The sequence below is a fragment of the Rhizobium phaseoli genome (assembly GCF_003985125.1).
Classification (GTDB): Bacteria; Pseudomonadota; Alphaproteobacteria; order Rhizobiales; family Rhizobiaceae; genus Rhizobium; species Rhizobium phaseoli.
Window position 1 is genome coordinate 56,491 of record NZ_ML133588.1, and the last position, 21,588, is coordinate 78,078.

A 21,588-nucleotide genomic window follows, 5' to 3' on the forward strand; every position below is an offset into this window, starting at 1 on the left:
GGGCAATATGGATCGGCTGACAAGCCTTGCAGTTTTTGGCCGCGTCGTGGAATGCGGCGGTTTTTCCGCGGCCGCGCGCCGGCTGAACATGTCCGTCACCATGGTCGGCAATCATGTGCAATCGCTGGAGGAGCGGCTCGGCGTGCGGCTGCTCAACCGCACGACGCGCAAGGTCAGCCTCACCGAAACCGGCAAATATTATTATGAGCGGTCGTCGCAGATTCTCGCCGAACTCGATGAAGCGGACCGGACGGCGAGCGCGCTGAGCACGACGCCGCGCGGCACGCTGAAAGTCTATACCAGCGGCTCCATCGTGCGTTTCCTGCTGCCCGTCTTCAGCGAATATATGGAGCTCTATCCGTCGATCTCAGTCGATTTCAGCGTCGGCGAGCGGATGGTCGACATGATCGAGGATGGCTACGACCTTGTCATCCGCACCCTGCCGCCGGATTCGTCGCTCATCGCGCGCAAGCTGACGCCGTGGCGCCATATGCTGGTCTGCTCGCCTGCCTATGTCGACAGCCATCCGCTCCCGCTGAAGCCGGCCGACATCGCCGATCACAATTGCCTGCAATATGCCTATTACCCGTATGGCGACGAATGGCGCTTCGAGGACGGCGACGGCCGGCAGGAGAGTGTCAAGATCAGCGGCAATGTCGTCTCGAACAATGCCGAGATGCTGCGCTTCCTGACGTTGAACGAACGAGGCCTCTTTCTGGCGCCGAGCTTCGTGGTGTTCGACGACATTGCCGAAGGGCGGCTGATAAAGATCATGCCGGATTATCGGCCGGTGGAATTCACCATCAACGCCGTCTACCCCAACCGCAGCCATCTGCCGACGAAGGTCAGGCTGTTTATCGATCTCTTAGCGGAGAGATTTGCGGAACATCGGAAGTGGATGATCTGAGGGGTAATTTCAACACAGCGGAGCTCGGCAGCAATGCCGATCGGACATCAAAATGCCTCGACTTCGCCGGACATCATTCGACGTTAAAAAACAACGAGGTGAATGTGTCGGTTGAGCACATAGACATTTGGAATGTTCGGCGAATGGTCATCGCCGCTTTTCTTGGAATCGCCTATGCCGCCTACGATCGCGCCTTGGATTTTTGGCCGCTTGGTTTTGCCAGTGGGCTGCGAGGACTCTTTGATCTGTTGGGAGGTCTGCTACTCGCTCTTTTGATCGTGGGCATACTGCTCGTTTGGTTTGTCAGCGCCATTGCTGCCCAATATGATCGTCGTTTCCGTGGGATGGCGAGTAGCTTCATCGCCATCATCATTGTTCCGGTTTGCTTTGGGACGATCGTCACCGTGCCACTATTCGATCCTTGGCTATGGTACGCCATTTTGAATAAATCGAGTTTCGAAGCCGCCGCAGCCACGAGTGGTTCTTCACAGAACAGTCCAAAGTTTGCCATCATCGAGGCGCGCGACGTTTCGACGGGAATCGCAGGCGTGGGTCTCAATCATTTCGTCGCTCTCATTTACAGCGAAGGCGATCCACACAAACATGTTCATAGCGACAGCGATGAAGAAAAACTGGCATCCAATCCGGTGCTGACGCACCTCTACGGCAATTTCTACAGGCGAGATGAGTACTGGTGACGCCCCATCGGATTGGAGTTGTCATTGGTGGCTTTGCAGATGGCTCCAAGGGGAACGACCGCGCCAGCCCTGCGCTTGCGCTCCGGGCGTTCGCAGCGGCAAATTCACTGGATCGATTGCGCCCGCTGCGCCGGACCCGCCCCGGCCCTGCGCTTGCGCTTCGGGCGTTCGCCACTGCAATCGATTCACTGGATCGATTGCTCCCGCTGCGCGGGATCGTGGCTCACTCCTCGCTCTCGGTTCTGCCGTGGGCCCAGTTCATGTAGAGCTCCAGCGCCTTGCGGGTGACCGGGCCTTCCTGGAGGTTGCGGTCGTCGAGGCGGGTGACGCCGACGACTTTGGAGTAGTTGCCGGTGGTGAAGATTTCGTCGGCGGCGAGGAAATCCTCGACGGAGAGGGTTGCTTCGACGACGTCGAAACCGGCCTTGCGAAGCAGGCCGATGACGCGGGCGCGGGTGATGCCGGCGAGGAAGGTGCGGTTGGCAGCCGGCGTCATCACCACGCCGTCGCGCACCAGGAAGACGTTCGACGAGGCGGTCTCGACGACGTTGCCGTTGAGGTCGCGCACCAGCGCATTGTCGAAGCCGCGGCTGCGGGCCTCGGCGATCATGCGGCCGCTATTGGGATAGAGCGAGCCGGTCTTCGCCTCGGTCATTGCCGTTTCCGGCGACGGACGGCGATAGGGCGAGACGGTGAGGCTGGTGCCGGCATGACCGCCCATCGGCGCCTCGAACAGGCAGAGCGCGAAACGGGTCGATTCCGCATCGACGGAGACGATGCTGCCGGCCGAACCATGTTCGCCCCAATACATCGGCTTGATGTAGATCGCCGTCGCGCCGTCGAATCTGCCAACGCCTTCCCAGGCAAGCGCGGCAATCTCCTCGGCCGATTTTACCGGCTTCAGCCCCATGGCGAGCGCCGAGCGATTGACGCGCTGGCAATGCAGGTCGAGATCCGGCGCGATTCCGTCGAACCAGCGGGCGCCGTCGAAGACGGTGGAGCCGAGCCACATGGCATGCGAGGTCGGCCCGATCAGCGGCGGGTTGCCGGAGAGCCACTCCCCGTCGACATGAGTCCAGGTGGTTGAACGCGGTGATGTATCGACGGCCATTGCTGCTCTCCCTTCAGAATTTGGGAAAGCAAAAACCTCGCTTGCAAGCCGGGTCAAGGACAAATCCCGGCCGGAAATACGGAAGCAAGAAAATGCCGGAGCACAGCGTCCGGCCGCAATATTCGTGCGCGACACCTGCGGCCTGAGCGATGGGTGCATCAGCAAAAATGATCGAATCTTTGTTGGAATGGCGGGCTGGCGCATGCGATCATGAGGAGAAATCGCCGGACAGCAGCAAGGGAGAACGCCGATGAAAGCCATGTATTATGAAGCCTTCGAGCAGGCGCCCGAAATCCGCACCCTGCCCGATCCGACGCCGACTGAGGATGGCGTCGTCATCTCCGTCGGCGCCAGCGGCCTTTGCCGCAGCGACTGGCACGGCTGGATGGGGCACGATCCCGATATCCGGCTGCCGCATGTGCCGGGACACGAGCTTGCCGGGCGGGTCGTCGCCACCGGGCGCGGCGTGATGCGCTTCAAGGTCGGCGACCGGGTGACGGTGCCCTTCGTTTCCGGCTGCGGCCATTGCAGCGAATGCCATTCCGGCAACCAGCAGGTCTGCCCGAACCAGTTTCAGCCGGGCTTCACCCATTGGGGCTCCTTCGCCGAATATGTGGCGATCGATTATGCCGACACCAATCTGGTGCACCTGCCCGATACGATCGACGATGCGACGGCGGCAAGCCTCGGCTGCCGCTTCGCCACTTCGTTTCGCGCCGTCGCCGACCATGCGCGCACCGGACCCGGCGAATGGATCGCCGTGCATGGCTGCGGCGGCGTCGGCCTGTCGGCGATCATGATCGCCACTGCGCTGGGCGCCAATGCGATCGGCATCGACATATCGGAGGAGAAACTCGCCTTCGCCAGAGCGTGCGGCGCGGTGGCGACGGTCAATGCCGCAAGCGTTGCCGACGTCGCCGAGGCGGTGCGCGAGATCACCAAAGGCGGCGCGCACGTCTCGATCGACGCGCTCGGCCATCCCGCCACCTGCTTCAACTCGATCAAGAATCTGCGCCGGCGCGGCCGGCATGTGCAGGTTGGGCTGATGCTCGGCGAATATGCGACGCCGCAGATCCCGATGGCCCAAGTGATCAGCAACGAACTGGAAATCTACGGCAGCCACGGCATGCAGGCCTGGCGCTACGACGCCATGCTGTCGATGCTGGCCGCCGGCAAGATCGCGCCGCAGAAGCTGATCGGACGGCGGATCAGCCTGGAGGAAGCCGTGCCGGCGCTGATGGTGCTCGACAAGGCGGAGGGGACGGGGATCAGCGTCATCACACAATTCTAGAATCGGATGGGCCGGCACAGCAACTCGCCGGCCAACGCTCCATAACTGGGCTTTCAGGATGCTGGGCGCGCCCTTCCGTGCTGTGCGGTGCCGCTTATCTTTTCACGCCGACACCTTCCGTTACGCCGTTCAGAACAGGTGCTTGTGACGCACAAAAAGCCGCGAGAGGCGATCGAGCACGACCCGCACGCGCGGGACTTGAGCGAGTTCGGCCGGCGTCAGCATCCAGAGCTCCCGTTCGGGCATGGGCGCGGCGAAGGCGACGGGCTCGAGGCCGGAGACGGTTGCGGCCAGATAGAGCGGCAGCATGGCAAGGCCGAGACCGGATGCGGCGGCCTGCGCCTGCACCGCATTGCTGCCGGAGCGCAGGCTGACGGGGTGGTCGGGAAAATTGTGGTCAAGCCAGCGCGCCTCGGCGACGCCCTGGCTCTCGCCGTCATAGGTGATCAGCGGCGGAAGATCACCCATCTCAAAGGCGTTCCGCGTCTCCTTCGAGCCGAAAAAACCGTAGCGGATGGTGGCGACGCGCCGGCCGGAGAGCTCGCTGTCGCCGGGATGGCCAAGCCGCAGCGCGATATCGGCCTCGCGCTGGGCAAGGCTTACCACCTTGATGTCAGTGACGATCTCCAGTTCGACATGCGGCAGGCCATCGAGGATCTCGGCCAAATTGGGCGCCAGCACGAGATCGGCAAGAGAGCGGATCGTCGTCAGTCGGACGCGGCCCCGCGGACCGTCTTCGGCATCGAGCCGGTCGCGAATTGCGGCAGCCGCAGCCTCCATCGCGCCCGTTTCGGCGAGGATGGCGCTGCCTTGGCGGCTCAGCGCGTAACCATCGGCCCGGCGCTCGAACAGGTTGACGCCGAGGTTTTGCTCAAGAGCTGCGATGCGCCGCGCCACCGTGGCGTGATTGACCTTCAGGGCGCGCGCGGTGGCCGAAAGGCTGCGGTGCCTGGCCAGCGCTGCAAAAAAGCGCAGGTCCTCCCAATCCAATCCTGTGCGTTTTTGCTCAGCCACTGTGAATATATAGCGGATATTCGCTCAGGTCGATAGGCGCTATCTGATAGTGGCGAACCCGAACCCAAGAGAAACACATGGCTCCCCTCACTCTTCTTCAGCATGCCGGCGTAACGCCAAAACCGATCGAGTTTGCAAAATCGGTGCTCGTCATCATCGACGCGCAGAACGAATATGTCGACGGCAAGCTGCCGCTTCCCGGCATCGGGCCGGCAATTGTCGAAATAGGCCGGCTGCTCGACGCCGCGCGCGAAAACGGAGTGCCGGTCTTCCACGTCGTGCATCACGCACCGCCCACCGGCAGCCTCTTTGCCGCCGGCTCACGGGCCGCCGAAATCATTCCGGCGCTTGCTCCCGTCGACGGCGAGAGGGTGATCGCAAAGACGCTTCCCAATGCTTTTGCCGGCACGACACTGGCAGCGGCGCTGACGGATCTTGCGGAAGGAAGCGGCCGTACCGATATCATCCTCGTCGGCTTCATGACGCATATGTGCGTGAGCGCCACGGCGCGAGCGGCACTCGATCTCGGCATTCGGGCAATCGTCGTCGCATCCGCCGCCGCCACCCGCGCCCTGCCCGATCCGCTCGGCGGCGTCATCAGCGCCGATCTCGTGCATCGCACGGCGCTTGCCGAACTCGCCGACCGTTTCGCGACCGTCGTCCCGGATGCGGGGTCTGTTGTCAAAGACGGCGTAAAGGTCTAACGGCTGCACCGCCCAGGAAAATGGGCAAGAAAAGGCGGGCATGAAAAGCCCGTAAGAAGAAGAAAGAGACATGATGTCCAACTCATTTGTGACAATGCCTGCCGGCAAAGAGGCAAAACGCTTTTTCGTCCTCGGCGACCGGATCGAACGACAGGTCCGCATCCGCGGCACCTGGCTCAACATCTTCGACGTCACCGTGCCGCCCGGCAGCCGGACGCCTAGACATGCGCATGCGAGCCCTGAGGTGTTCCGCATCCTCGAGGGAGGCCTGACGATTTGGCGGCTGACCGACAACGGCCCCGAAGAGATCGAGGCCAGCGCCGGCGACATCGTCACCATCGCGCCCTTCATGGTGCACGGCTATGCCAACCGCGGAAATGTTCCGGCGGTGTTTTCTGCGATCGTCGATCGCGACATGGCCGAATTCATCGAAGCGGAAGGCACGAGCGAGCCGCTGAAGGCCCCCTCGCCCGAGACCATCGCCCGCATGACGGCTGCCGCCAATGCTTATGGGATCACCATCCTCGCCGCATGACGGCGCGAGCGCGCGATGCCGGAACGGTGAGAACGGTTTCGGCATCATGCGGAAACGCGTGGAATCCCTGATCAGACAGCGGCGCGGCCACCATTTTCAAAACTGTCACATCAACATCCTATGATGTTTTTTGCCCGGCGCCTCTTGCGTGGGAAGCGTTTCAACGCCAAAACGGCAACATGCCTGATAGCGAGCCATCCAGTACAAGCTCCGCCCGTTCCAGCCTGGATCTACCGGCCGAGGAAGCTGGCGACCATTGTAGCAGGCGCGATGACGCCCGCCTCGCCTGGGATATACGACGATGGAAAGACGATGGGCGATGCTGATATAGCGTCTATCCGAACGCGTCGCCGCCTCGCCTCATCATCTTGGCATTCAAATCTCAACGAATAGGGTCCCTGTGTTTCTGGAAATTGGAATTGTGGCGCTTCTCACCATCCTCAATGGTGTGCTCGCCATGTCGGAGCTGGCTGTCGTATCGTCTCGAACAGCCCGCCTGAAGGTTCTCTCCGACAATGGCAGCAAGGGTGCTGCCCAAGCCATCAAGCTTGCCGAAAACCCCGGTCGCTTTCTCTCCACGGTTCAGATCGGCATTACGCTGGTCGGTGTACTCTCCGGCGCTTTCTCGGGGGCCACCCTCGGGGGCCGCTTGACAGCATGGCTGGAGACGCAGGGCATGTCATCGGCGGTCGCCGACGCGGTCGGCGTCGGCTCCGTCGTCGTCGCCATCACCTATCTCTCTCTGATCGTCGGCGAACTTGTGCCAAAGCAGATCGCGTTGCGGGAACCCGAAGCCGTTGCGGCGAGGGTCGCGCCCGCCATGGCGGTGCTTTCCAAAATTGCGCTGCCGCTCGTCTGGCTGCTGAACGCCTCCGGGAACCTTGTGCTCAAGCTCTTGGGTCAATCCGGAAAAGGCGGCGACAACGTCTCCGATGAAGAGATCAAAACCGTTCTCGCCGAGGCGCAGTCGGCCGGCGTGATCGAAAGTGAAGAGTCGGCGATGATTTCAGGCGTCATGCGGCTGGCCGACCGCACCGCCCGGGCGCTGATGACGCCACGGCGCGACGTCGAAATTATCGATATTGACGACAGCCTTGATGAAATCCGGGCGCAGCTGCACCGGACGAAACGGTCGCGGCTGCCCGTTCGCAAGGGCAGTTCGGACGAGGTGATCGGCATCCTGCCGGTCAAGGATTTTTACGATTCGATGTCGGAACACGGCAGCGCCGATATCAAGGCTCTGACGCAGGACGTGCCCGTGGTTTCAGACCTTGCAACCGCGATCAACGTGATCGAAGCCATCCGGAAATCGCCGGTGCACATGGTGCTTGTGTTTGACGAGTACGGCCATTTCGAGGGCATTGTTTCGTCAGGCGACATTCTGGAAGCGATCATGGGCGCTCTGCAGGAGGGACCGGTGGACGAGCAGGCCATTGCGCGGCGCGACGACGGCTCCTACCTGGTGTCCGGCTGGACGCCGATCGATGAATTCGCCGAATTCCTGAATCTCAAGCTCGACGACGACCTCGAATATCAGACGGTGGCCGGCCTGGTGCTGGAAGAACTGAAACATCTGCCGGAACTGGGTGAGAGCTTCACCAGAGACGGATGGCGCTTCGAAGTCGTCGATCTCGACGGCAGGCGCGTGGACAAGATACTTGTCTCTGCGGAGTGAAAGCTCTTTGAGATCATCGAGCCTGATGAAGCGACATCGACGGCATCCGCCACAGGAAAATATGGCCTGACATCAGGAGGTACCGCCATGGCATGGTCCGCCCAGCAATATGTGAAATTCGAGGACGAGCGCACACGACCGGCACGCGATCTTCTGGCCCAGGTGCCGCTGCAGAGCCTGCGCCGCGCCGTCGACCTCGGCTGCGGGCCGGGCAATTCGACCGAACTCATCATCGAGCGTTTTGGCGCCGAAGGCGTCTCCGGCCTCGACAGCGACGTCAACATGCTGGAGGCGGCCCGCAAGCGGCTTCCCGGCACCGCCTTCGTCGAGGCCGATCTCGGCAGCTGGCAACCGACCGAGCCCGCCGATCTGCTCTTTGCCAATGCCGTCTTCCAATGGCTGCCCGATCATCTCGACATCTTCCACCGGCTGATGGACGGGCTTTCCCCAGGCGGCGTGCTCGCCGTGCAGATGCCCGACAATCTCGGCGAAGCCTCGCATTTGGCAATGGAGGAGAGCGCCCATGCCGGTCCGTGGAAGGCCGCCTTCGAGGAGAAGAGCGTGCGCCGCCATCCGCTGGCTCCGCCGTCAGCCTATTATTCCAGGCTGATCGGCAAGGCCGCGCGCGTCGATATCTGGCATACCATCTACAACCACCCAATGGCGGATGCTGCTGATATCGTCGAATGGGTGAAGGGCACCGGCCTGATGCCCTATCTCGCCCACGCCGGCGAGGCATATCGCGAGGCGTTTCTGGCAGATTATCTGGAACGGATCGAAAAGGCCTATCCGAAGATGTCGGACGGCCGGGTGCTGCTGCGGTTTCCGAGGATTTTCATGGTGGCGGTGAAAAAATAACGGTTTGCTCCGACATGGTCGGTTTGTGCCAATGGCTGCCCCTCACCCTAACCCTTGCCGGGGGTCGAACCGCTGGTCTCGACCCGTCCTGCGGACCCCCGTTTTGACGGGGAGAGGGGACGTGCCAAACGCAGCGTGGAGAGGGCGAGCGGGTGCGACATGCCCCCTTCGCCCCGCAAGCGGGGGTCCGAAGGACGGGGCGAGACCGGTGGCTCGACCCCGGTCGGTGCCGGCAGGCGGATGAGGCGCGGGCTCCGCAAACTGTCAAATGCCTGTTACTCCCACCCTCATATGTTGCGGCAAAGCCGGCGCGCATTATAGTCGGCCGAACAATCTCAGGGAGATGACACCTATGGACGCTGCCCCTACCCCGCCGGTCACCCTCGTCATCTTCGGCGCCACCGGCGATCTCACGCGCCGGCTGCTGGTGCCGGCGATCATCAACCTGACGCGCCAGCGCCTCGTCGGCGAGGATCTCAATATTCTCGGCATCGGCATCGAGCCGGGCGACGACGAGTTCCTGCGCGGCCGGCTCGACGCCTTTCTCACCCATCTCAACGGCGACGAGCAGGCGGTCAAGGACGAAGCGTGGGAGAGCCTGCGCCGGCGCATAAGCTACACATCGGGTGATTTCACAAAGGACGATATTTTCCTCGAGATCGGCAGGCGGCTGGGGCCGGATGCCAATGCCGCTTTCTATCTCGCCGTACCGCCGTCCTTCTTCGGCTCGATCGTCGAAAAGCTCGCCGCCCATGGCCTTACCGACGAGAAGGACGGCACCTTCCGCCGTGTCGCCATCGAGAAGCCGTTCGGTACCGATCTCGCCTCGGCCAAGGCGCTGAATGCGCAGATCCTTGCTCAGATCGACGAAAGCCAGACGTACCGGCTCGACCATTTCCTCGGCAAGGAGACGGTGCAGAACCTGATGACGGCGCGTTTTGCCAACATGATCATCGAGTCGCTGTGGAACAGCCGCTATATCGACCATGTGCAGATCACCGCCGCCGAGATCGTCGATGTCGGCAGCCGCGGCGAATTCTACGATGCCACAGGCGCGCTGCGCGACATGGTGCCGAACCATCTCTTCCAGCTGCTGGCGATGATCGCCATGGAGCCGCCGAACAGCTTCGATGCCGAAGCGATCCGCAACGAGAAGAGCAAGGTGCTGAAGGCGCTGCGCATCTATACGCCCGACGAGGCAAAAACCCACGGCGTGCGTGGCGCCTATACGGCCGGGCCGCTCAACGGCGTCGAGCTTCCGGCCTATCGTGAGACCAAGGATGTCTCCCCCGACAGCCGGACCGAGACCTATGTGGCGCTGAAGCTCTATGCCGATACCTGGCGCTGGGCGGGCGTGCCTTTCTATTTGAGAACCGGCAAGGCGCTGACGGCGCGCGACACCGAGATCGTCATCACTTTCCAGCCCGTACCCTTCGCGCAGTTCCGCGAGACCGAGGTCAGTCGCCGCCTGCCGCCGAACCGGCTGGTGATCCAGGTGCAGCCGGATGAAGGCATGAGCATGGAAATCTCGATCAAATCGCCGGGGCTTTCGGTCGATACCACCCCGGTTTCCCTCGACTTCCGTTATGCCGACAAATTCGATATCGGCAAAACCACAGGCTATGAATCGCTGCTCTACGATCTCTTCATCGGCGACCAGACACTGTTCCAGCGCGCCGACGGCATCGAGGCCGGCTGGGCGGCGGTACAGCCCTTCCTCGACATCTGGGCGAACGACGCGAGCACCCCGGAAGCTTACGCGCCGGGAAGCATGGGACCAGCCTGCGCCGATCGCCTGATCGAGCGCGACGGGCGGCAATGGCACGAACTTGGCGTCCTGCTGCATCGCAACGGCAAGGACGGCAAATAGAACGCTCCTGTATTACCGATCGCGGCAGGCCGCGCTGGTGGAGGCGCCGCTATTGCCGCCTTCGGTCGCCAGCGCGCCGCGGGCCTTGCGCGGCGGGCAGCGCGCCCAATCGACGCGGCCGCTCGGGGCGCCGTTGTCGACGCTGCCGGTTTCGATCGAATCGAGCGGGATGACCAGCCCGCTTTGCGTCTCGACGCCCGGTGCAGTGCCGAGCGGCGGCGTTCCGTCGATCCGGCCGCTGGCATCCATGCCCATATTCGACTGGGCGAGGACCGGGGCGGAGAGGCTGAGGAGAGCGATCGACGTTGCTGCAATAAACCTGCGCATGATGCTGTTCCCTCTGGTTTCAACGATGCGATAATAACAGCAATTCGATCTTCCTTGTTCCTCTTGAACGGGCGCGGACGATCAAAGTTTGGCGAGCAGAATATCGGTCTCGCGGAAATGTATTCTCAGGATCAATCGCGCCAGCGTGACAGCAGCTTTTCCAGCCCTGTCGGATAGAGATCGATGCCGGCATCTCGCACCATGTCGCGGCCGAACCAGCGCGCCGTCGCCGCCGTCTCGTCGAGTTCGGAATAGCGGATTTCATTACGCGCATAGAGCGATGCATCGGCGAGTTCGACATCGGCGGCGAAGATATATTCGTGGCCGGTCGCGCCATGATGCTCGAAGATGTTTTCGAGCAGATGCCAGGGGCCGACGATGCGGATCGCCGTTTCGAGCTCCTCCCGGAATTCGCGCTGCAGGGCCTGTTCGCGCGTCTCGCCGAATTCGATCGAGCCGCCCAGCGGGCGAATGCCCTTGATGCGGCCGCCATCATCCTCCACTTCCGCGGCGAGCAACCGATCCTCTCTCCAGGCAAGGCCGATCACCTTCACCCTGATCTGCTGCGGCGGGCGCCAGACAGTCACGCTGCTCTCCTCCTTTTCGACGGAAATCCTTAACTAGCCGCAAGAGGCTGCATGGCAAGGGCGGCCGGAAGCCACCACGCGGCAAGGCCGCGAAGGCTTCTGGCCGTCGTCTCTCAGACGAACTGGCTGAGGCCGGGGACGGAAGCGACGACTTCGTCGACGACCTCTTCGCCGGCATATTGCTTGGCGATGGCGATGGTTTCCTTGGCGAGCGAGGTGATCTCGCCCATGCCGAGGCCCTCGCCCATCAGCTGCTGGCCGAGTCCCATGATGCCGCCGCCGCCGAGCGAGCTCATCAGGCCGCCGAGCAGACCACCGCCGCCGGCACCGGCGCCGTTGAACTGGGCGACGAGATCGGCGCCGCCGGGAATCGCTTCGATCATCCGCGCGACCGGGCCATCGGCCGCCTCGCGCTGCAGGAAACCGAGCATCATGCCGAGCGCCTTTTCGGCCAGATCCGGCGCAATACCCACACGATCGGCGATCTGGGTTACGATTTCATTCATGTCAGCCTCCTGTTATTTTGACGTTAACGTCAACGTTAATCGAGATTCGAACGCAACTCAAGACGCGCTTTCAAACGCGGTTTTGCTTTGCATGCAAACAGTTGTCCGCATCCTTCCGCCTGCTTATAACAGGGAAACGATGGTTCGATGAAGGCGGCAACCCCAAGCCTTCTCAACAAATGGCGGCGCCGCCGAAGGGAGAGTTGCGGATGATCGAGGATGGCAAGATTTTCATCGGCGCGAGCCGCAACCCCGACGACAGCATCAACAAGCCGGAATATCTCGACCTGAAATTCGGCAACCGCCACGGCCTCGTCACCGGCGCCACCGGCACCGGCAAGACGGTGACGCTGCAGGTGCTGGCCGAAGGCTTTTCCCGGGCCGGCGTGCCGGTGTTTGCGGCCGACATCAAGGGCGATCTTTCCGGCATCGCCGCCAAGGGTGAGCCCAAGGATTTCCTCACCAAGCGCGCCGAGCAGATCGGTTTCAGCGATTATGAATTCGACCAGTTTCCGGTGATCTTCTGGGATCTGTTCGGGCAAAAGGGCCACAGGGTGCGCACCACCGTCGCCGAAATGGGGCCGCTGCTGCTTGCGCGGCTGATGGATGCCTCCGAACCGCAGGAAGGCGTCATCAACATCGCCTTCAAGATCGCCGACCAGGCCGGACTGCCGCTTCTCGACCTCAAGGATTTCACCTCGCTGCTCAACTATATGGGCGAAAACGCTACTGCGCTTTCCACCCAGTACGGGCTGATCTCCAAGGCCTCGGTCGGCTCGATCCAGCGGGCGCTGCTCGTTCTCGAACAGCAGGGTGCGGAACATTTCTTCGGCGAGCCGGCGCTGAAGATCTCCGACATCATGCGCACCAGCAATAACGGCTACGGCCAGATCTCGGTGCTGGCCGCCGACAAGCTGATGATGAACCCGCGGCTCTACGCCACCTTCCTGCTCTGGCTGCTGTCGGAACTGTTCGAGGAACTGCCCGAAGTAGGCGATCCCGACAAGCCGAAGCTGGTCTTCTTCTTCGACGAAGCCCATCTGCTCTTCAACGATGCACCGAAGGTGCTGGTCGAGCGCGTCGAGCAGGTGGTGCGGCTGATCCGTTCCAAGGGCGTCGGCGTCTATTTCGTCACGCAGAACCCGCTCGACGTGCCGGAAACGGTGCTCGCGCAGCTCGGCAACCGCGCCCAGCATGCGCTTCGCGCCTATTCGCCGCGCGAGCAGAAGGCGGTGAAGACGGCGGCCGAAACCTTCCGCCCCAACCCGGCCTTCGATTGCGCCACCGTCATCACCAATCTCGGCACCGGCGAGGCGCTGGTCTCGACGCTGGAAGCCAAGGGCGCGCCGTCGATCGTCGAGCGCACCCTGATCCGCCCGCCGTCGGGCCGCGTCGGCCCGCTGAGCGACGGCGAGCGCCAGCAGGTGATGGACAAGAGCCCGGTCCTCGGCGTTTATGACGACGACATCGACCGCGAATCCGCCTTCGAGATCTTGGCGGCGCGTGCCAAGAAGGCGGCAGATGCCGAGGCCGCCAAGCGGGCCCAGGAAGAAGCGGCCGAACAGCAGCCGGGCAGCACATCCGGCTGGAGCCTGCCGGGCTTCGGTGACAGCAATGACGACAATCAGGGCCGCGGCCAATCCCGCGGCAGGTCGTCCGGCTACCAGCGCGAAACGGTGGTGGAAGCGGCGATGAAGAGCGTGGCGCGCACGGTGGCGACCCAGGTCGGCCGGGCGCTGGTGCGCGGGATCCTGGGGAGCTTGAAGCGGTAGCTTCGCTCTCTTCCTCCTCGCTGAGAAGAGAGCGAGACAAAGGTGCAATTGCTGGCCCGGCAGAGCCGGTGAGCGGGTGAACGCCGCAGTGATGTCTTTGGCTTGATTTTATATCTTTGAATATATATTTTCTTGAGGCAGCCTATGATCTACAAGGTGCAATTCCATCCCAATTTCGTTCCTGAATGGAAAGAGCTGGAGATGGGATTGAAGGAACTTGTTGGCGAAGTGTTGGATCACCTGGAAGATGACGGTCCCTTCTTAGGTCGCCCTGAGGTCGATACGCTTTCTGGTTCCGATCATGCGAATATGAAGGAAATCAGAGTCAAGTTTGGAAAACAGGTGTGGCGTTTTGCTTTCGCCTTCGACCCCGCCCAAAGCGCCATCATTCTTTGTGGAGGGGACAAGCAAGGCATGAATAAAGCGCTCTTTTACAAACAGCTGATCAACAAAGCCGACGCTCGCTTCGATGCCTGGCTGAAGGAGAAGAAAAATGAGCACTGAATGGAAGACGCTACGCGCCGAACTTCCTGAAGATGTTCGCGCCCGGCTCGACATGAAGCGGCAAGAGCGCCGTCTGGGCAAGGCCTTGGCGGAAGTACGCAAAGCGATGGATGCCACGCAGCAAGAGGTTGCCGCGCGCGCCGCCATGACACAAAATACCGTGTCGAAAATCGAAAGCGCTGACGATGTCCTGCTATCGTCAATCGTGCGGTACATGCATTCTCTGGGCGGCGGCGTCGAGCTTGTCTTGAAAACACCCGACGGAAAAGCCAGGCGCGTTGATTTTGATCCTGAGATTTACGTCAAGCAGACCGTGTAGCCGCAGAGCACCCGAATAACCACAGCGAGGTAGGATCGGACTGCCGGCGGGCCGAGGATCTTGAACCTGACATCTTCATTTCCTAAATTCGCAGCCATCGATCATTTCAACAGGATGTGTGCCGCAATGGATTTCAACCCGATCGCAACGCCAGTTCGCCTTGCCAACGGGGATATTCAGATCCATGCCTGCATCCATCACCCTCTCCCAAATTTCGTGGTCCGCGCCTGACGGGCGGCCGCTTTTTTCCAATCTTGACCTGAGCTTCGGGCCGGAGCGCACCGGTCTCGTCGGCCGCAACGGCGTCGGCAAGACGACGCTGCTGAAGCTTGTCTCCGGTGAGATCCGGCCGTATGCCGGGACGATCTCGGTCAGCGGTAGCCTCGGCATTCTGCGCCAGAGCGTGCAGGTCGCGCCGGAGGAGACCATCGCCGATCTCTTCGGTGTCACCGCTGCGCTTGCCGTTCTCCACCGTGCCGAGGCCGGCAGGGCAACCGCCGACGAGCTTGCTGCGGCCGACTGGATGCTGCCGGCGCGCATCGCCGCAGCACTCGGCCGCACCGGGCTCGACGCGGAACCGCAGATGCCGCTTGCCGCGCTCTCCGGCGGGCAGCGCACACGGGCCGGGCTGGCCGCGCTGGTTTTTGCCGAGCCGGATTTCCTGCTGCTCGACGAACCCACCAACAATCTCGATCGCGACGGCCGCGAAGCGGTAATCGCGCTGATGTCAGGCTGGCGGGCCGGCGCGGTCATCGTCAGCCATGACCGGGAACTGCTCGAAAGCGTCGATCAGATCGTCGAACTGACGTCGCTCGGCGCCACCCGCTATGGCGGCAACTGGAGCCATTATCGCGAGCGCAAGGCGCTGGAGCTTGCCGCAGTCGAACATGACCTCGCCGATGCCGAAAAGCGCATGGCCGAGGTGGCGCGCAAGACGCAGGCGACGGTGGAGCGTCAGGCGCGCCGGGACAGCGCCGGGCGGAAGATGGCGGCCAAGGGCGGCATCCCGCGCATCCTGCTCGGCGGCATGAAGGAGCGGAGCGAAACGACCGGCGGCGACAACGCCCGCCTTGCCGAACGCCGGCGCAGCCAGGCGCTGGAGGAAGCAAAAGCGGCGCGCGAGAAGATCGAGATCCTCCAGCCCCTGTCGGTCAACCTGCCGTCGACCGGGCTGTCGGCCAGCAAGATCGTGCTGAGGATGGAGGCCGTGACAGCGGGTTATCGGCCGGGAGATGCCGTGATCCGCGATCTTTCCTTCGCCGTGACGGGGCCGGAACGGATCGCCCTCACCGGCCGCAACGGTTCGGGCAAAACGACGCTGCTGGCGCTTGTCACCGGCGAGCTAAAGCCCTGGGACGGCACGGTCGCCGTGATGACCGACATGGCGATGCTCGATCAGCAGGTCAGCCTCCTCGATTCCGGCCTGTCGATCCGCGATAATTTTCGCCGGATCAATCCGCTTTCCGATGAAAACACTTGCCGCGCCGCGCTGGCCCGCTTCATGTTCCGGGCCGATGCGGCGCTGCAGACCGTCTCGACGCTGAGCGGCGGGCAATTGCTGCGCGCCGGCCTTGCCTGCACGCTCGGCTCCACGCCGCCGCCGCTGCTGATCCTCGACGAGCCGACCAACCATCTCGACATCGACTCGATATCAGCGGTCGAGGCCGGTCTCAGCGCCTATGACGGGGCGTTGCTGGTCGTCAGCCATGACGAGAGGTTTCTTGAAAACATCGGAATAGAGCGTCGGTTGGAACTGACTGGCGGGGCGGCAGTGGGTTAGAGAGACAGCCACTTGCCCCCCTATCAGGCGCGCGGCATTCTCCAACCTCCCTCATCCTGAGGTGCGCAGGCCGAAGGCCGAAGCCTCGAAGGGCACGCTCCAACGCTGCTCCTTGCAGCCATCGGCGTCAGCGCACCCGCCTCGCCCTTCGAGGCCCCTGCGGGGCACCTCAGGATGAGGCTCTCGTAAGCGCAGAGCATCTAGCCACCGGAAATCCTGGTGACAGGGGTTTTTCTTGCCTCCTATTGCGGGCGATGGTATTTCACTCCTGCAACCCTTTCGAGAAAGGAGGATCACGCAATGCAAACTTACTTCCGGCATCATCGCCAGCGTGGTCCCGTCAACGCCTTGCAAATGCGTTTGCAGGGCTGACCAGAGACCGTTTCTCGACATCTCTTCCTGGTCTGCCCTTCGTGGCCAATGCGGCGCCGTCTCCAAGCTGCGCGCGCATTTCTGTAACGTCCCGGGCCTGAAAGGCGCAATTCCGTGATGGCTGATGCCCCGGATGCCCCGCTCCCGGTCAAGACCAGAGAACGATCATGACACTCATCACTATCCGCAACCTCGGCGTGACGCTGGGCAGCCCGTTGTTTTCCAAGTTTAACCTCGTCGTCAATGCCGGCGACCGCATCGGCCTCGTCGCCGCCAACGGGCGCGGGAAGTCGACCCTGCTTGCCTGCATCACCGGCGCGCTCGAGCCGAGCGAGGGCGAAATCACCAAGGCGCGCGGGCTGACCATCGGCCATGTCGCCCAGAATGTGCCGGCCGCTCTTTTCGACACGCCGTTTTACGATGCGGTGCTGCAGGCGCTGCCGGCCGACCAGGCCGAAAGCGAGAGCTGGCGCGTCGACGTCGTGCTGGAATCGCTCGAGGTGCCGGAGGCCATGCGCCGACGGCCGCTGCAGCAGTTGAGCGGCGGCTGGCAGCGACTTGCCATGCTGGCCCGTTCCTGGGTGAGCGAACCCGACGTGCTTCTGCTCGACGAGCCGACCAACCATCTCGACCTCGAAAAGATCGCGCAGCTGGAGGGCTGGCTGAATGCGCTGCCGCGCGACGTGCCGGTCATTTTATCCAGCCACGACCGCGCCTTCCTCGATGCGACAACGAACCGGACGCTGTTCCTGCGACCCGAGCAATCGCCGGTCTTTGCGCTCCCCTATTCCAGGGCGCGCGCCGCCCTCGACGAGGCCGACGCCGCCGAAGCGCGGCGATACGAGCGCGATATGAAGACGGCGGAGCAGCTGCGAAAGCAGGCGGCCAAGCTCAACAATATCGGCATCAATTCCGGCAGCGACCTGCTCGTCGTCAAGACGAAGCAGCTGAAACAGCGGGCGGAGAAGCTGGAGGATGCGGCAAAACCGGCACATCTGGAGCGCTCGGCCGGCGCCATCCGGCTTGCCAACCGCGGCACGCATGCCAAGGTGCTGGTGACGCTGGAGGATGCGGTGGTGACGACGCCGGACGGGACGCTGCTGTTCAGGACCGGCCGGCAATTCATCTGCCAGGATGACCGTATCGTGCTCCTCGGCCTTAACGGCGCCGGCAAGTCGCGGCTGGTCTCTATGCTGAAGCAAGCGATCGAACGGCCGGAGACGGCGCGTGACGGCATCAAGGCGACGCCGTCGCTGGTCCTCGGCTATGGCGACCAGGCGCTCGCCGATCTTGCCGACGGCGACACGCCGCTCGGCACGATCATCCGCCGTTTCGATGTCGGCGACCAAAGGGCGCGCGCGCTGCTGGCCGGAGCCGGCATGACGATCGACATGCAGGCCAAACCGATCGGCCAGCTTTCCGGCGGCCAGAAGGCGCGGCTCGGCATGCTGGTGCTGCGGCTGACGGAGCCGAATTTCTATCTGCTCGACGAGCCGACCAATCACCTCGACATCGAGGGACAGGAAGCGCTCGAAAGCGAGCTGATGGCGCACGAGGCGAGCTGCCTGCTGGTCTCGCACGACCGCAGTTTCGTGCGGGCGGTGGGCAACCGCTTCTGGCTGATCGAGAAGAAGCGGCTGGTGGAAGTGGAGAGCCCGGAAGGGTTTTTTGCTTCGGTGGCGGGGTGAGCAAATATTTGAGGGAAGTGCCGTGCAGCCCCCTCATCCGCCCTACGGGCACCTTCTCCCCGCTGGGGAGAAGAGGGAATCGAGACGTCGCCGCGAGTCTCTTCTCCCCTCGGGGAGAAGGTGCCGGCAGGCGGATGAGGGGGCTGCCGGCACGACGCCAAGAAGGCCAAAACCTACCGCTTCGGCGCCACCAGGCAGAAGAAGGCGCCCTGGGGGTCGGTTGCCTGGATGATCCAGCTGCCGCCGGGGACTTCCATCGGGCCGTTGACGACCTTGCCGCCGCCCGAGGTGACGCGGTCGATCGCGGCATCGAGGGTGGGCACGATGAAATAATAGCACCAGAAGGGCATCGGCATGTTGTCCGGCTTGGTCATCATGCCGCCGGTCTGCCGGCCGCCATGGGCGAAGATGTAGTAGGTGCCCATCGGACCCATGTCCATCTCGCTGTCCTTCGTCCAGCCGAACAGCTTGGAATAGAAGGCGAGCGCGTCCTTGCCGTTGCCGGAATAGAGCTCGCGCCAGCCGATATTGCCCGGCGCGTCGAAGGCGAGTTCAGGCCAGGTCTGTTCCATCGGCGCCGGCGTCATGATGCAGATGACGGCGCCGTCCGGATCGGCGACGACGGCGAAGCGGCCGACGGTCGGGATGTCTTCCGGCGGACGGCGCACAGCACCGCCATTGGCGGCGAAATCCTTTGCCGACTGGTCGACATTGTCGACGCTGACATAACCCGTCCAGTTCGGCGGAATGCCCTGGCCTTCGAGTTCGGCCGGGAACTCCATCAGACCGCCAACGCCGATGCCATTGGCCTGGAAGACCGTATAGGTCGGCATGCCCTCCACCTTCATCTCGGAGGTGGTCCAGCCGACGACGGAGCTGTAGAATTTCGCGGCAGCCGCCGTGTCTGGTGTCATCAATTCGCACCAGATGAACTTTCCATGCGTCTCAGACATCATACTCTCCCTTTGTCGGCCCGTTTCGAGTGCGCCGTGATGGTCAGATCTTGCGGATGTAATGCGCTTCCATGAACTGCTTCCACGAGCCGTCGGCCTGTCTGGCGCTGGAGGTGAAGGTGCGGTGATCCGGGTTGATGAAGGTGATCCGCTCGCGGTAATCGGCGAGGCCCTCGCCATTGAAGTCGGGTCCCGTCGTATAGAGGTCGAGCACGTTGCCGGAGGCATCGACCTCGCCTTCATAGACCCACATGAAGTCCATCATCGAGCCGATCCAGCTGCCGACATACTTGCCCTTTTCGGCATTGTAGCCGAGCGTCAGGATCGTGGTGGCCTGCTTCCCGTCGGGCATGCGGCCGTGCCCTTCGGCGACGAACCAGATGCCGTGCAGCGAGCGGACGGTCTCCGTCCAGTCGTCGCCGCCGCCCATCTCGGGTGCGGTAACGCTCCAGTCGCCGATCAGTCTTTCCAGGAAGGAATGTTCCTTCAGCACTTCAGCCGTCTTCATCATCCTCTTCTCCCTTGAGTGATGCTGGCATGCTTTGCCGGCATTGCGGGGAACATGACTTCGTCGAAACCGCTCAACGGCATCATGTCCCGGCTCAATGACAGCAGGATGGCGCCTCGGCCTCCTCATATTCGTCGTGGCGGCGCACGAAATTCATCGTGCCCTCCTCGTTGCGGCCCTTCGGCGCGCGGTCGAGGATCATCAAGGTGCCGATCAGTTCCTCCGGCCCGCGGGCATAGCTCGAATAGGTGTGGAAGACCTCGCCCTTGTCGTTGCGGTAGAAGGCGCTGAGGCCCGGCAGTTCGTCATTGGCCTCGGCCGGCTCTATAGGTGTGAAATTGTAGAAGACCTTGTCTTTGGCAAGATCCTCCGGGCTGAAAGAAACGTGATAGTCGAAATTGAAATCACTGCCGAAGGAGGAGACCCAGGGAAATTTCCAGCCCATCCGCCTTTTGTAGGCGGCGATCTTGTCGAGCGGCGCGCGTGAGACGGCGACCCAGGTGACGTCATGATGGTTGAGATGCGGCAGGGCGCCGTCGACGTGATCCGACAGGAAGGAGCAGCCGGGGCAGCCGGCCTCCCAGTCCGGGCCGAGCATGAAATGATAGATCAAAAGCTGGCTGCGGCCATCGAAGAGATCGGCCAACGATTTCTTTCCCTCGGGCGTATCGAAGGTATAATCCCTATCGACCTTCACCCAGGGCAGCGCCAGACGCTCGGCATTGATGCTGTCACGCAGCTTCGTCGCCTCCTTTTCCTTCAAGAGCAGGGCACGACGGGCCTCGAGCCATTGCTCGCGGGAAACAACTTCGTTCTGCATCGGATGCGCCCTCCTCCGGCGCTGCCGGCGAGCCGGCCCATCTCCTTCTCCTTGACTAAAAAGATTGATATCAATATAAAATGATCATGTCAAATTCGGTTGAAATTCCTTTCTCTACAACGCTGCTGGTGCGCGACACCTGCCTCTGCCTGCATGCGCAGCGAGCGGCGCGGGCGCTCGCTCGCCTGTTCGACGACGCATTGCGGCCCGCGGGACTGACCAACGGGCAGTTTTCGCTGATGATGTCGCTGAACCGGCCGGAGCCGCCGCCGATGGGGCCGGTCGCAACCCTGCTCGCCATGGACCAGACGACCCTGACGGCGGCCCTGAAGCCGCTGCAGCGCAAGGGCTGGGTGAGCGTGATGGAAAATCCGAGGGACAGGCGCGGCCGGCTGCTTGCGCTGACCGGCGAAGGCAAGGCAGTGCTGGCAAGAGCGCTGCCAATCTGGAAAGAGACGCATGCGGCGCTCGACCAAAAGCTCCCGGAGGGAAGTTCCGCGCGGCTGCGGCAGGATCTGCAGACGGTGTCGGGGATGACGGACGAGACGCCGGCGCCGGCCGGGTCGCGCCGGCCACCTCAGGGCGCACGGGCAATCGGCGAATAGAGCGAGCGGAACGTCACTCCGCCACTGTTCGAATATGTCTGCAGCTGTTCGGTCTGCGCCAATTGAACGACCGGGTTGATGGTCGACACTTTGGACCGGGATGATACCTGACAGTTTTCATTCTGTCGTGTGCGCTGCTTGGTGCCTCATCGGCCTGGGCGGGCGCGGCGGAGCGAAGCGACGG

At 62.7% G+C, this 21,588-nt stretch carries 23 protein-coding genes; 14 read left to right on the top strand and 9 right to left on the bottom strand.

Going from position 1 to position 21,588, the window contains the following annotated elements:
• Positions 1-7 precede the first annotated feature (7 nt).
• Together EFD56_RS27285 and EFD56_RS27290 are read left to right on the top strand one after the other, a co-directional pair.
• Positions 8-907 carry a LysR family transcriptional regulator gene (locus EFD56_RS27285; RefSeq protein ID WP_126906758.1) on the top strand — a complete coding sequence of 300 codons (900 nt, stop codon included), beginning with the start codon at positions 8-10 and terminating at the stop codon, positions 905-907.
• Positions 895-1,605 (top strand): hypothetical protein, encoded by a 711-nt coding sequence (locus EFD56_RS27290; protein WP_225881637.1) that lies wholly within the window; start codon positions 895-897, stop codon positions 1,603-1,605. The genes EFD56_RS27285 and EFD56_RS27290 overlap by 13 nt, the downstream gene beginning before the upstream one ends.
• A 223-nt stretch (positions 1,606-1,828) precedes the next feature.
• Here the strand turns inward: EFD56_RS27290 and EFD56_RS27295 are convergent, their stop codons facing one another.
• Entirely contained in the window at positions 1,829-2,716 is an 888-nt protein-coding gene (locus EFD56_RS27295; protein ID WP_126906759.1) for a branched-chain amino acid aminotransferase, read from the bottom strand.
• A 250-nt stretch (positions 2,717-2,966) separates the two neighbouring features.
• On the opposite strand from EFD56_RS27295, the gene EFD56_RS27300 reads away from it, so the two are divergent.
• On the top strand, positions 2,967-4,007 hold the full coding sequence (locus EFD56_RS27300) for a zinc-dependent alcohol dehydrogenase family protein (RefSeq protein ID WP_126906760.1): 1,041 nt from the start codon (positions 2,967-2,969) through the stop codon (positions 4,005-4,007).
• A gap of 129 nt (positions 4,008-4,136) precedes the next feature.
• Here the strand turns inward: EFD56_RS27300 and EFD56_RS27310 are convergent, their stop codons facing one another.
• Positions 4,137-4,997, bottom strand: a complete 861-nt coding sequence (locus tag EFD56_RS27310; RefSeq protein WP_210288752.1) for a LysR family transcriptional regulator — start codon at positions 4,995-4,997, stop codon at positions 4,137-4,139.
• A 101-nt stretch (positions 4,998-5,098) separates the two neighbouring features.
• On the opposite strand from EFD56_RS27310, the gene EFD56_RS27315 reads away from it, so the two are divergent.
• The 5 genes from EFD56_RS27315 (at position 5,099) to zwf (ending at position 10,663) form a co-directional block, all read left to right on the top strand.
• Complete coding sequence (locus tag EFD56_RS27315) at positions 5,099-5,725, top strand: cysteine hydrolase family protein (protein ID WP_126906761.1); 627 nt, start codon at positions 5,099-5,101, stop codon at positions 5,723-5,725.
• Positions 5,726-5,795: 70 nt separating this feature from the next.
• Positions 5,796-6,260, top strand: coding sequence for a cupin domain-containing protein (locus tag EFD56_RS27320; RefSeq protein WP_064817738.1), 465 nt, complete (start codon positions 5,796-5,798; stop codon positions 6,258-6,260).
• A gap of 400 nt (positions 6,261-6,660) precedes the next feature.
• A complete protein-coding gene (locus tag EFD56_RS27325; protein WP_126906762.1) occupies positions 6,661-7,935 on the top strand; it encodes a hemolysin family protein in 1,275 nt (424 codons plus the stop codon).
• A gap of 87 nt (positions 7,936-8,022) precedes the next feature.
• Positions 8,023-8,793: a trans-aconitate 2-methyltransferase gene (gene tam, locus EFD56_RS27330; protein WP_004679801.1), complete on the top strand. Its 771-nt coding sequence runs from the start codon at positions 8,023-8,025 to the stop codon at positions 8,791-8,793.
• Between the two features lie 352 nt (positions 8,794-9,145).
• Entirely contained in the window at positions 9,146-10,663 is a 1,518-nt protein-coding gene (zwf, locus tag EFD56_RS27335) for a glucose-6-phosphate dehydrogenase (RefSeq protein WP_126906763.1), read from the top strand.
• A gap of 12 nt (positions 10,664-10,675) precedes the next feature.
• Here the strand turns inward: zwf and EFD56_RS27340 are convergent, their stop codons facing one another.
• The 3 genes from EFD56_RS27340 to EFD56_RS27350 form a co-directional block, all read right to left on the bottom strand.
• Positions 10,676-10,990 (bottom strand): hypothetical protein, encoded by a 315-nt coding sequence (locus tag EFD56_RS27340; RefSeq protein WP_010023895.1) that lies wholly within the window; start codon positions 10,988-10,990, stop codon positions 10,676-10,678.
• Positions 10,991-11,121: 131 nt separating this feature from the next.
• Positions 11,122-11,577, bottom strand: a complete 456-nt coding sequence (locus EFD56_RS27345; protein ID WP_126906764.1) for an NUDIX hydrolase — start codon at positions 11,575-11,577, stop codon at positions 11,122-11,124.
• Positions 11,578-11,690: 113 nt separating this feature from the next.
• On the bottom strand, positions 11,691-12,083 hold the full coding sequence (locus EFD56_RS27350) for a hypothetical protein (protein ID WP_004679798.1): 393 nt from the start codon (positions 12,081-12,083) through the stop codon (positions 11,691-11,693).
• 209 nt (positions 12,084-12,292) lie between these two features.
• On the opposite strand from EFD56_RS27350, the gene EFD56_RS27355 reads away from it, so the two are divergent.
• The 3 genes from EFD56_RS27355 (at position 12,293) to EFD56_RS27365 (ending at position 14,678) form a co-directional block, all read left to right on the top strand.
• Positions 12,293-13,855, top strand: coding sequence for a helicase HerA-like C-terminal domain-containing protein (locus EFD56_RS27355; RefSeq protein ID WP_126906765.1), 1,563 nt, complete (start codon positions 12,293-12,295; stop codon positions 13,853-13,855).
• 144 nt (positions 13,856-13,999) lie between these two features.
• Complete coding sequence (locus EFD56_RS27360) at positions 14,000-14,359, top strand: type II toxin-antitoxin system RelE/ParE family toxin (RefSeq protein ID WP_126906766.1); 360 nt, start codon at positions 14,000-14,002, stop codon at positions 14,357-14,359.
• Positions 14,349-14,678, top strand: coding sequence for a helix-turn-helix domain-containing protein (locus EFD56_RS27365; RefSeq protein WP_010008731.1), 330 nt, complete (start codon positions 14,349-14,351; stop codon positions 14,676-14,678). Before EFD56_RS27360 ends, EFD56_RS27365 begins: the two co-directional genes overlap by 11 nt.
• A 75-nt stretch (positions 14,679-14,753) precedes the next feature.
• Here EFD56_RS27365 and EFD56_RS33515 read toward each other — a convergent pair whose 3' ends face one another.
• Positions 14,754-14,876: a hypothetical protein gene (locus EFD56_RS33515; RefSeq protein ID WP_263973132.1), complete on the bottom strand. Its 123-nt coding sequence runs from the start codon at positions 14,874-14,876 to the stop codon at positions 14,754-14,756.
• Here EFD56_RS33515 and EFD56_RS27370 point away from each other — a divergent pair.
• The gene (locus EFD56_RS27370) at positions 14,863-16,458 is read left to right on the top strand and encodes an ABC-F family ATP-binding cassette domain-containing protein (protein WP_126906767.1); all 1,596 of its coding nucleotides are present in this window, start codon (positions 14,863-14,865) and stop codon (positions 16,456-16,458) included. The two genes, EFD56_RS33515 and EFD56_RS27370, sit on opposite strands and share 14 nt — an antisense overlap.
• A gap of 539 nt (positions 16,459-16,997) precedes the next feature.
• Positions 16,998-18,518 carry an ABC-F family ATP-binding cassette domain-containing protein gene (locus tag EFD56_RS27375; protein ID WP_126906768.1) on the top strand — a complete coding sequence of 507 codons (1,521 nt, stop codon included), beginning with the start codon at positions 16,998-17,000 and terminating at the stop codon, positions 18,516-18,518.
• A 173-nt stretch (positions 18,519-18,691) separates the two neighbouring features.
• Here the strand turns inward: EFD56_RS27375 and EFD56_RS27380 are convergent, their stop codons facing one another.
• The 3 genes from EFD56_RS27380 to EFD56_RS27390 form a co-directional block, all read right to left on the bottom strand.
• Complete coding sequence (locus tag EFD56_RS27380; RefSeq protein WP_085742029.1) at positions 18,692-19,471, bottom strand: VOC family protein; 780 nt, start codon at positions 19,469-19,471, stop codon at positions 18,692-18,694.
• A gap of 43 nt (positions 19,472-19,514) precedes the next feature.
• Complete coding sequence (locus EFD56_RS27385) at positions 19,515-19,982, bottom strand: DUF1579 domain-containing protein (protein ID WP_012483109.1); 468 nt, start codon at positions 19,980-19,982, stop codon at positions 19,515-19,517.
• A gap of 91 nt (positions 19,983-20,073) precedes the next feature.
• On the bottom strand, positions 20,074-20,799 hold the full coding sequence (locus EFD56_RS27390) for a DUF899 domain-containing protein (protein ID WP_004679780.1): 726 nt from the start codon (positions 20,797-20,799) through the stop codon (positions 20,074-20,076).
• Positions 20,800-20,885: 86 nt separating this feature from the next.
• Here EFD56_RS27390 and EFD56_RS27395 point away from each other — a divergent pair, with 86 nt between their 5' ends.
• On the top strand, positions 20,886-21,404 hold the full coding sequence (locus EFD56_RS27395) for a MarR family winged helix-turn-helix transcriptional regulator (RefSeq protein ID WP_037118285.1): 519 nt from the start codon (positions 20,886-20,888) through the stop codon (positions 21,402-21,404).
• The last annotated feature ends 184 nt before the right edge of the window (positions 21,405-21,588 follow it).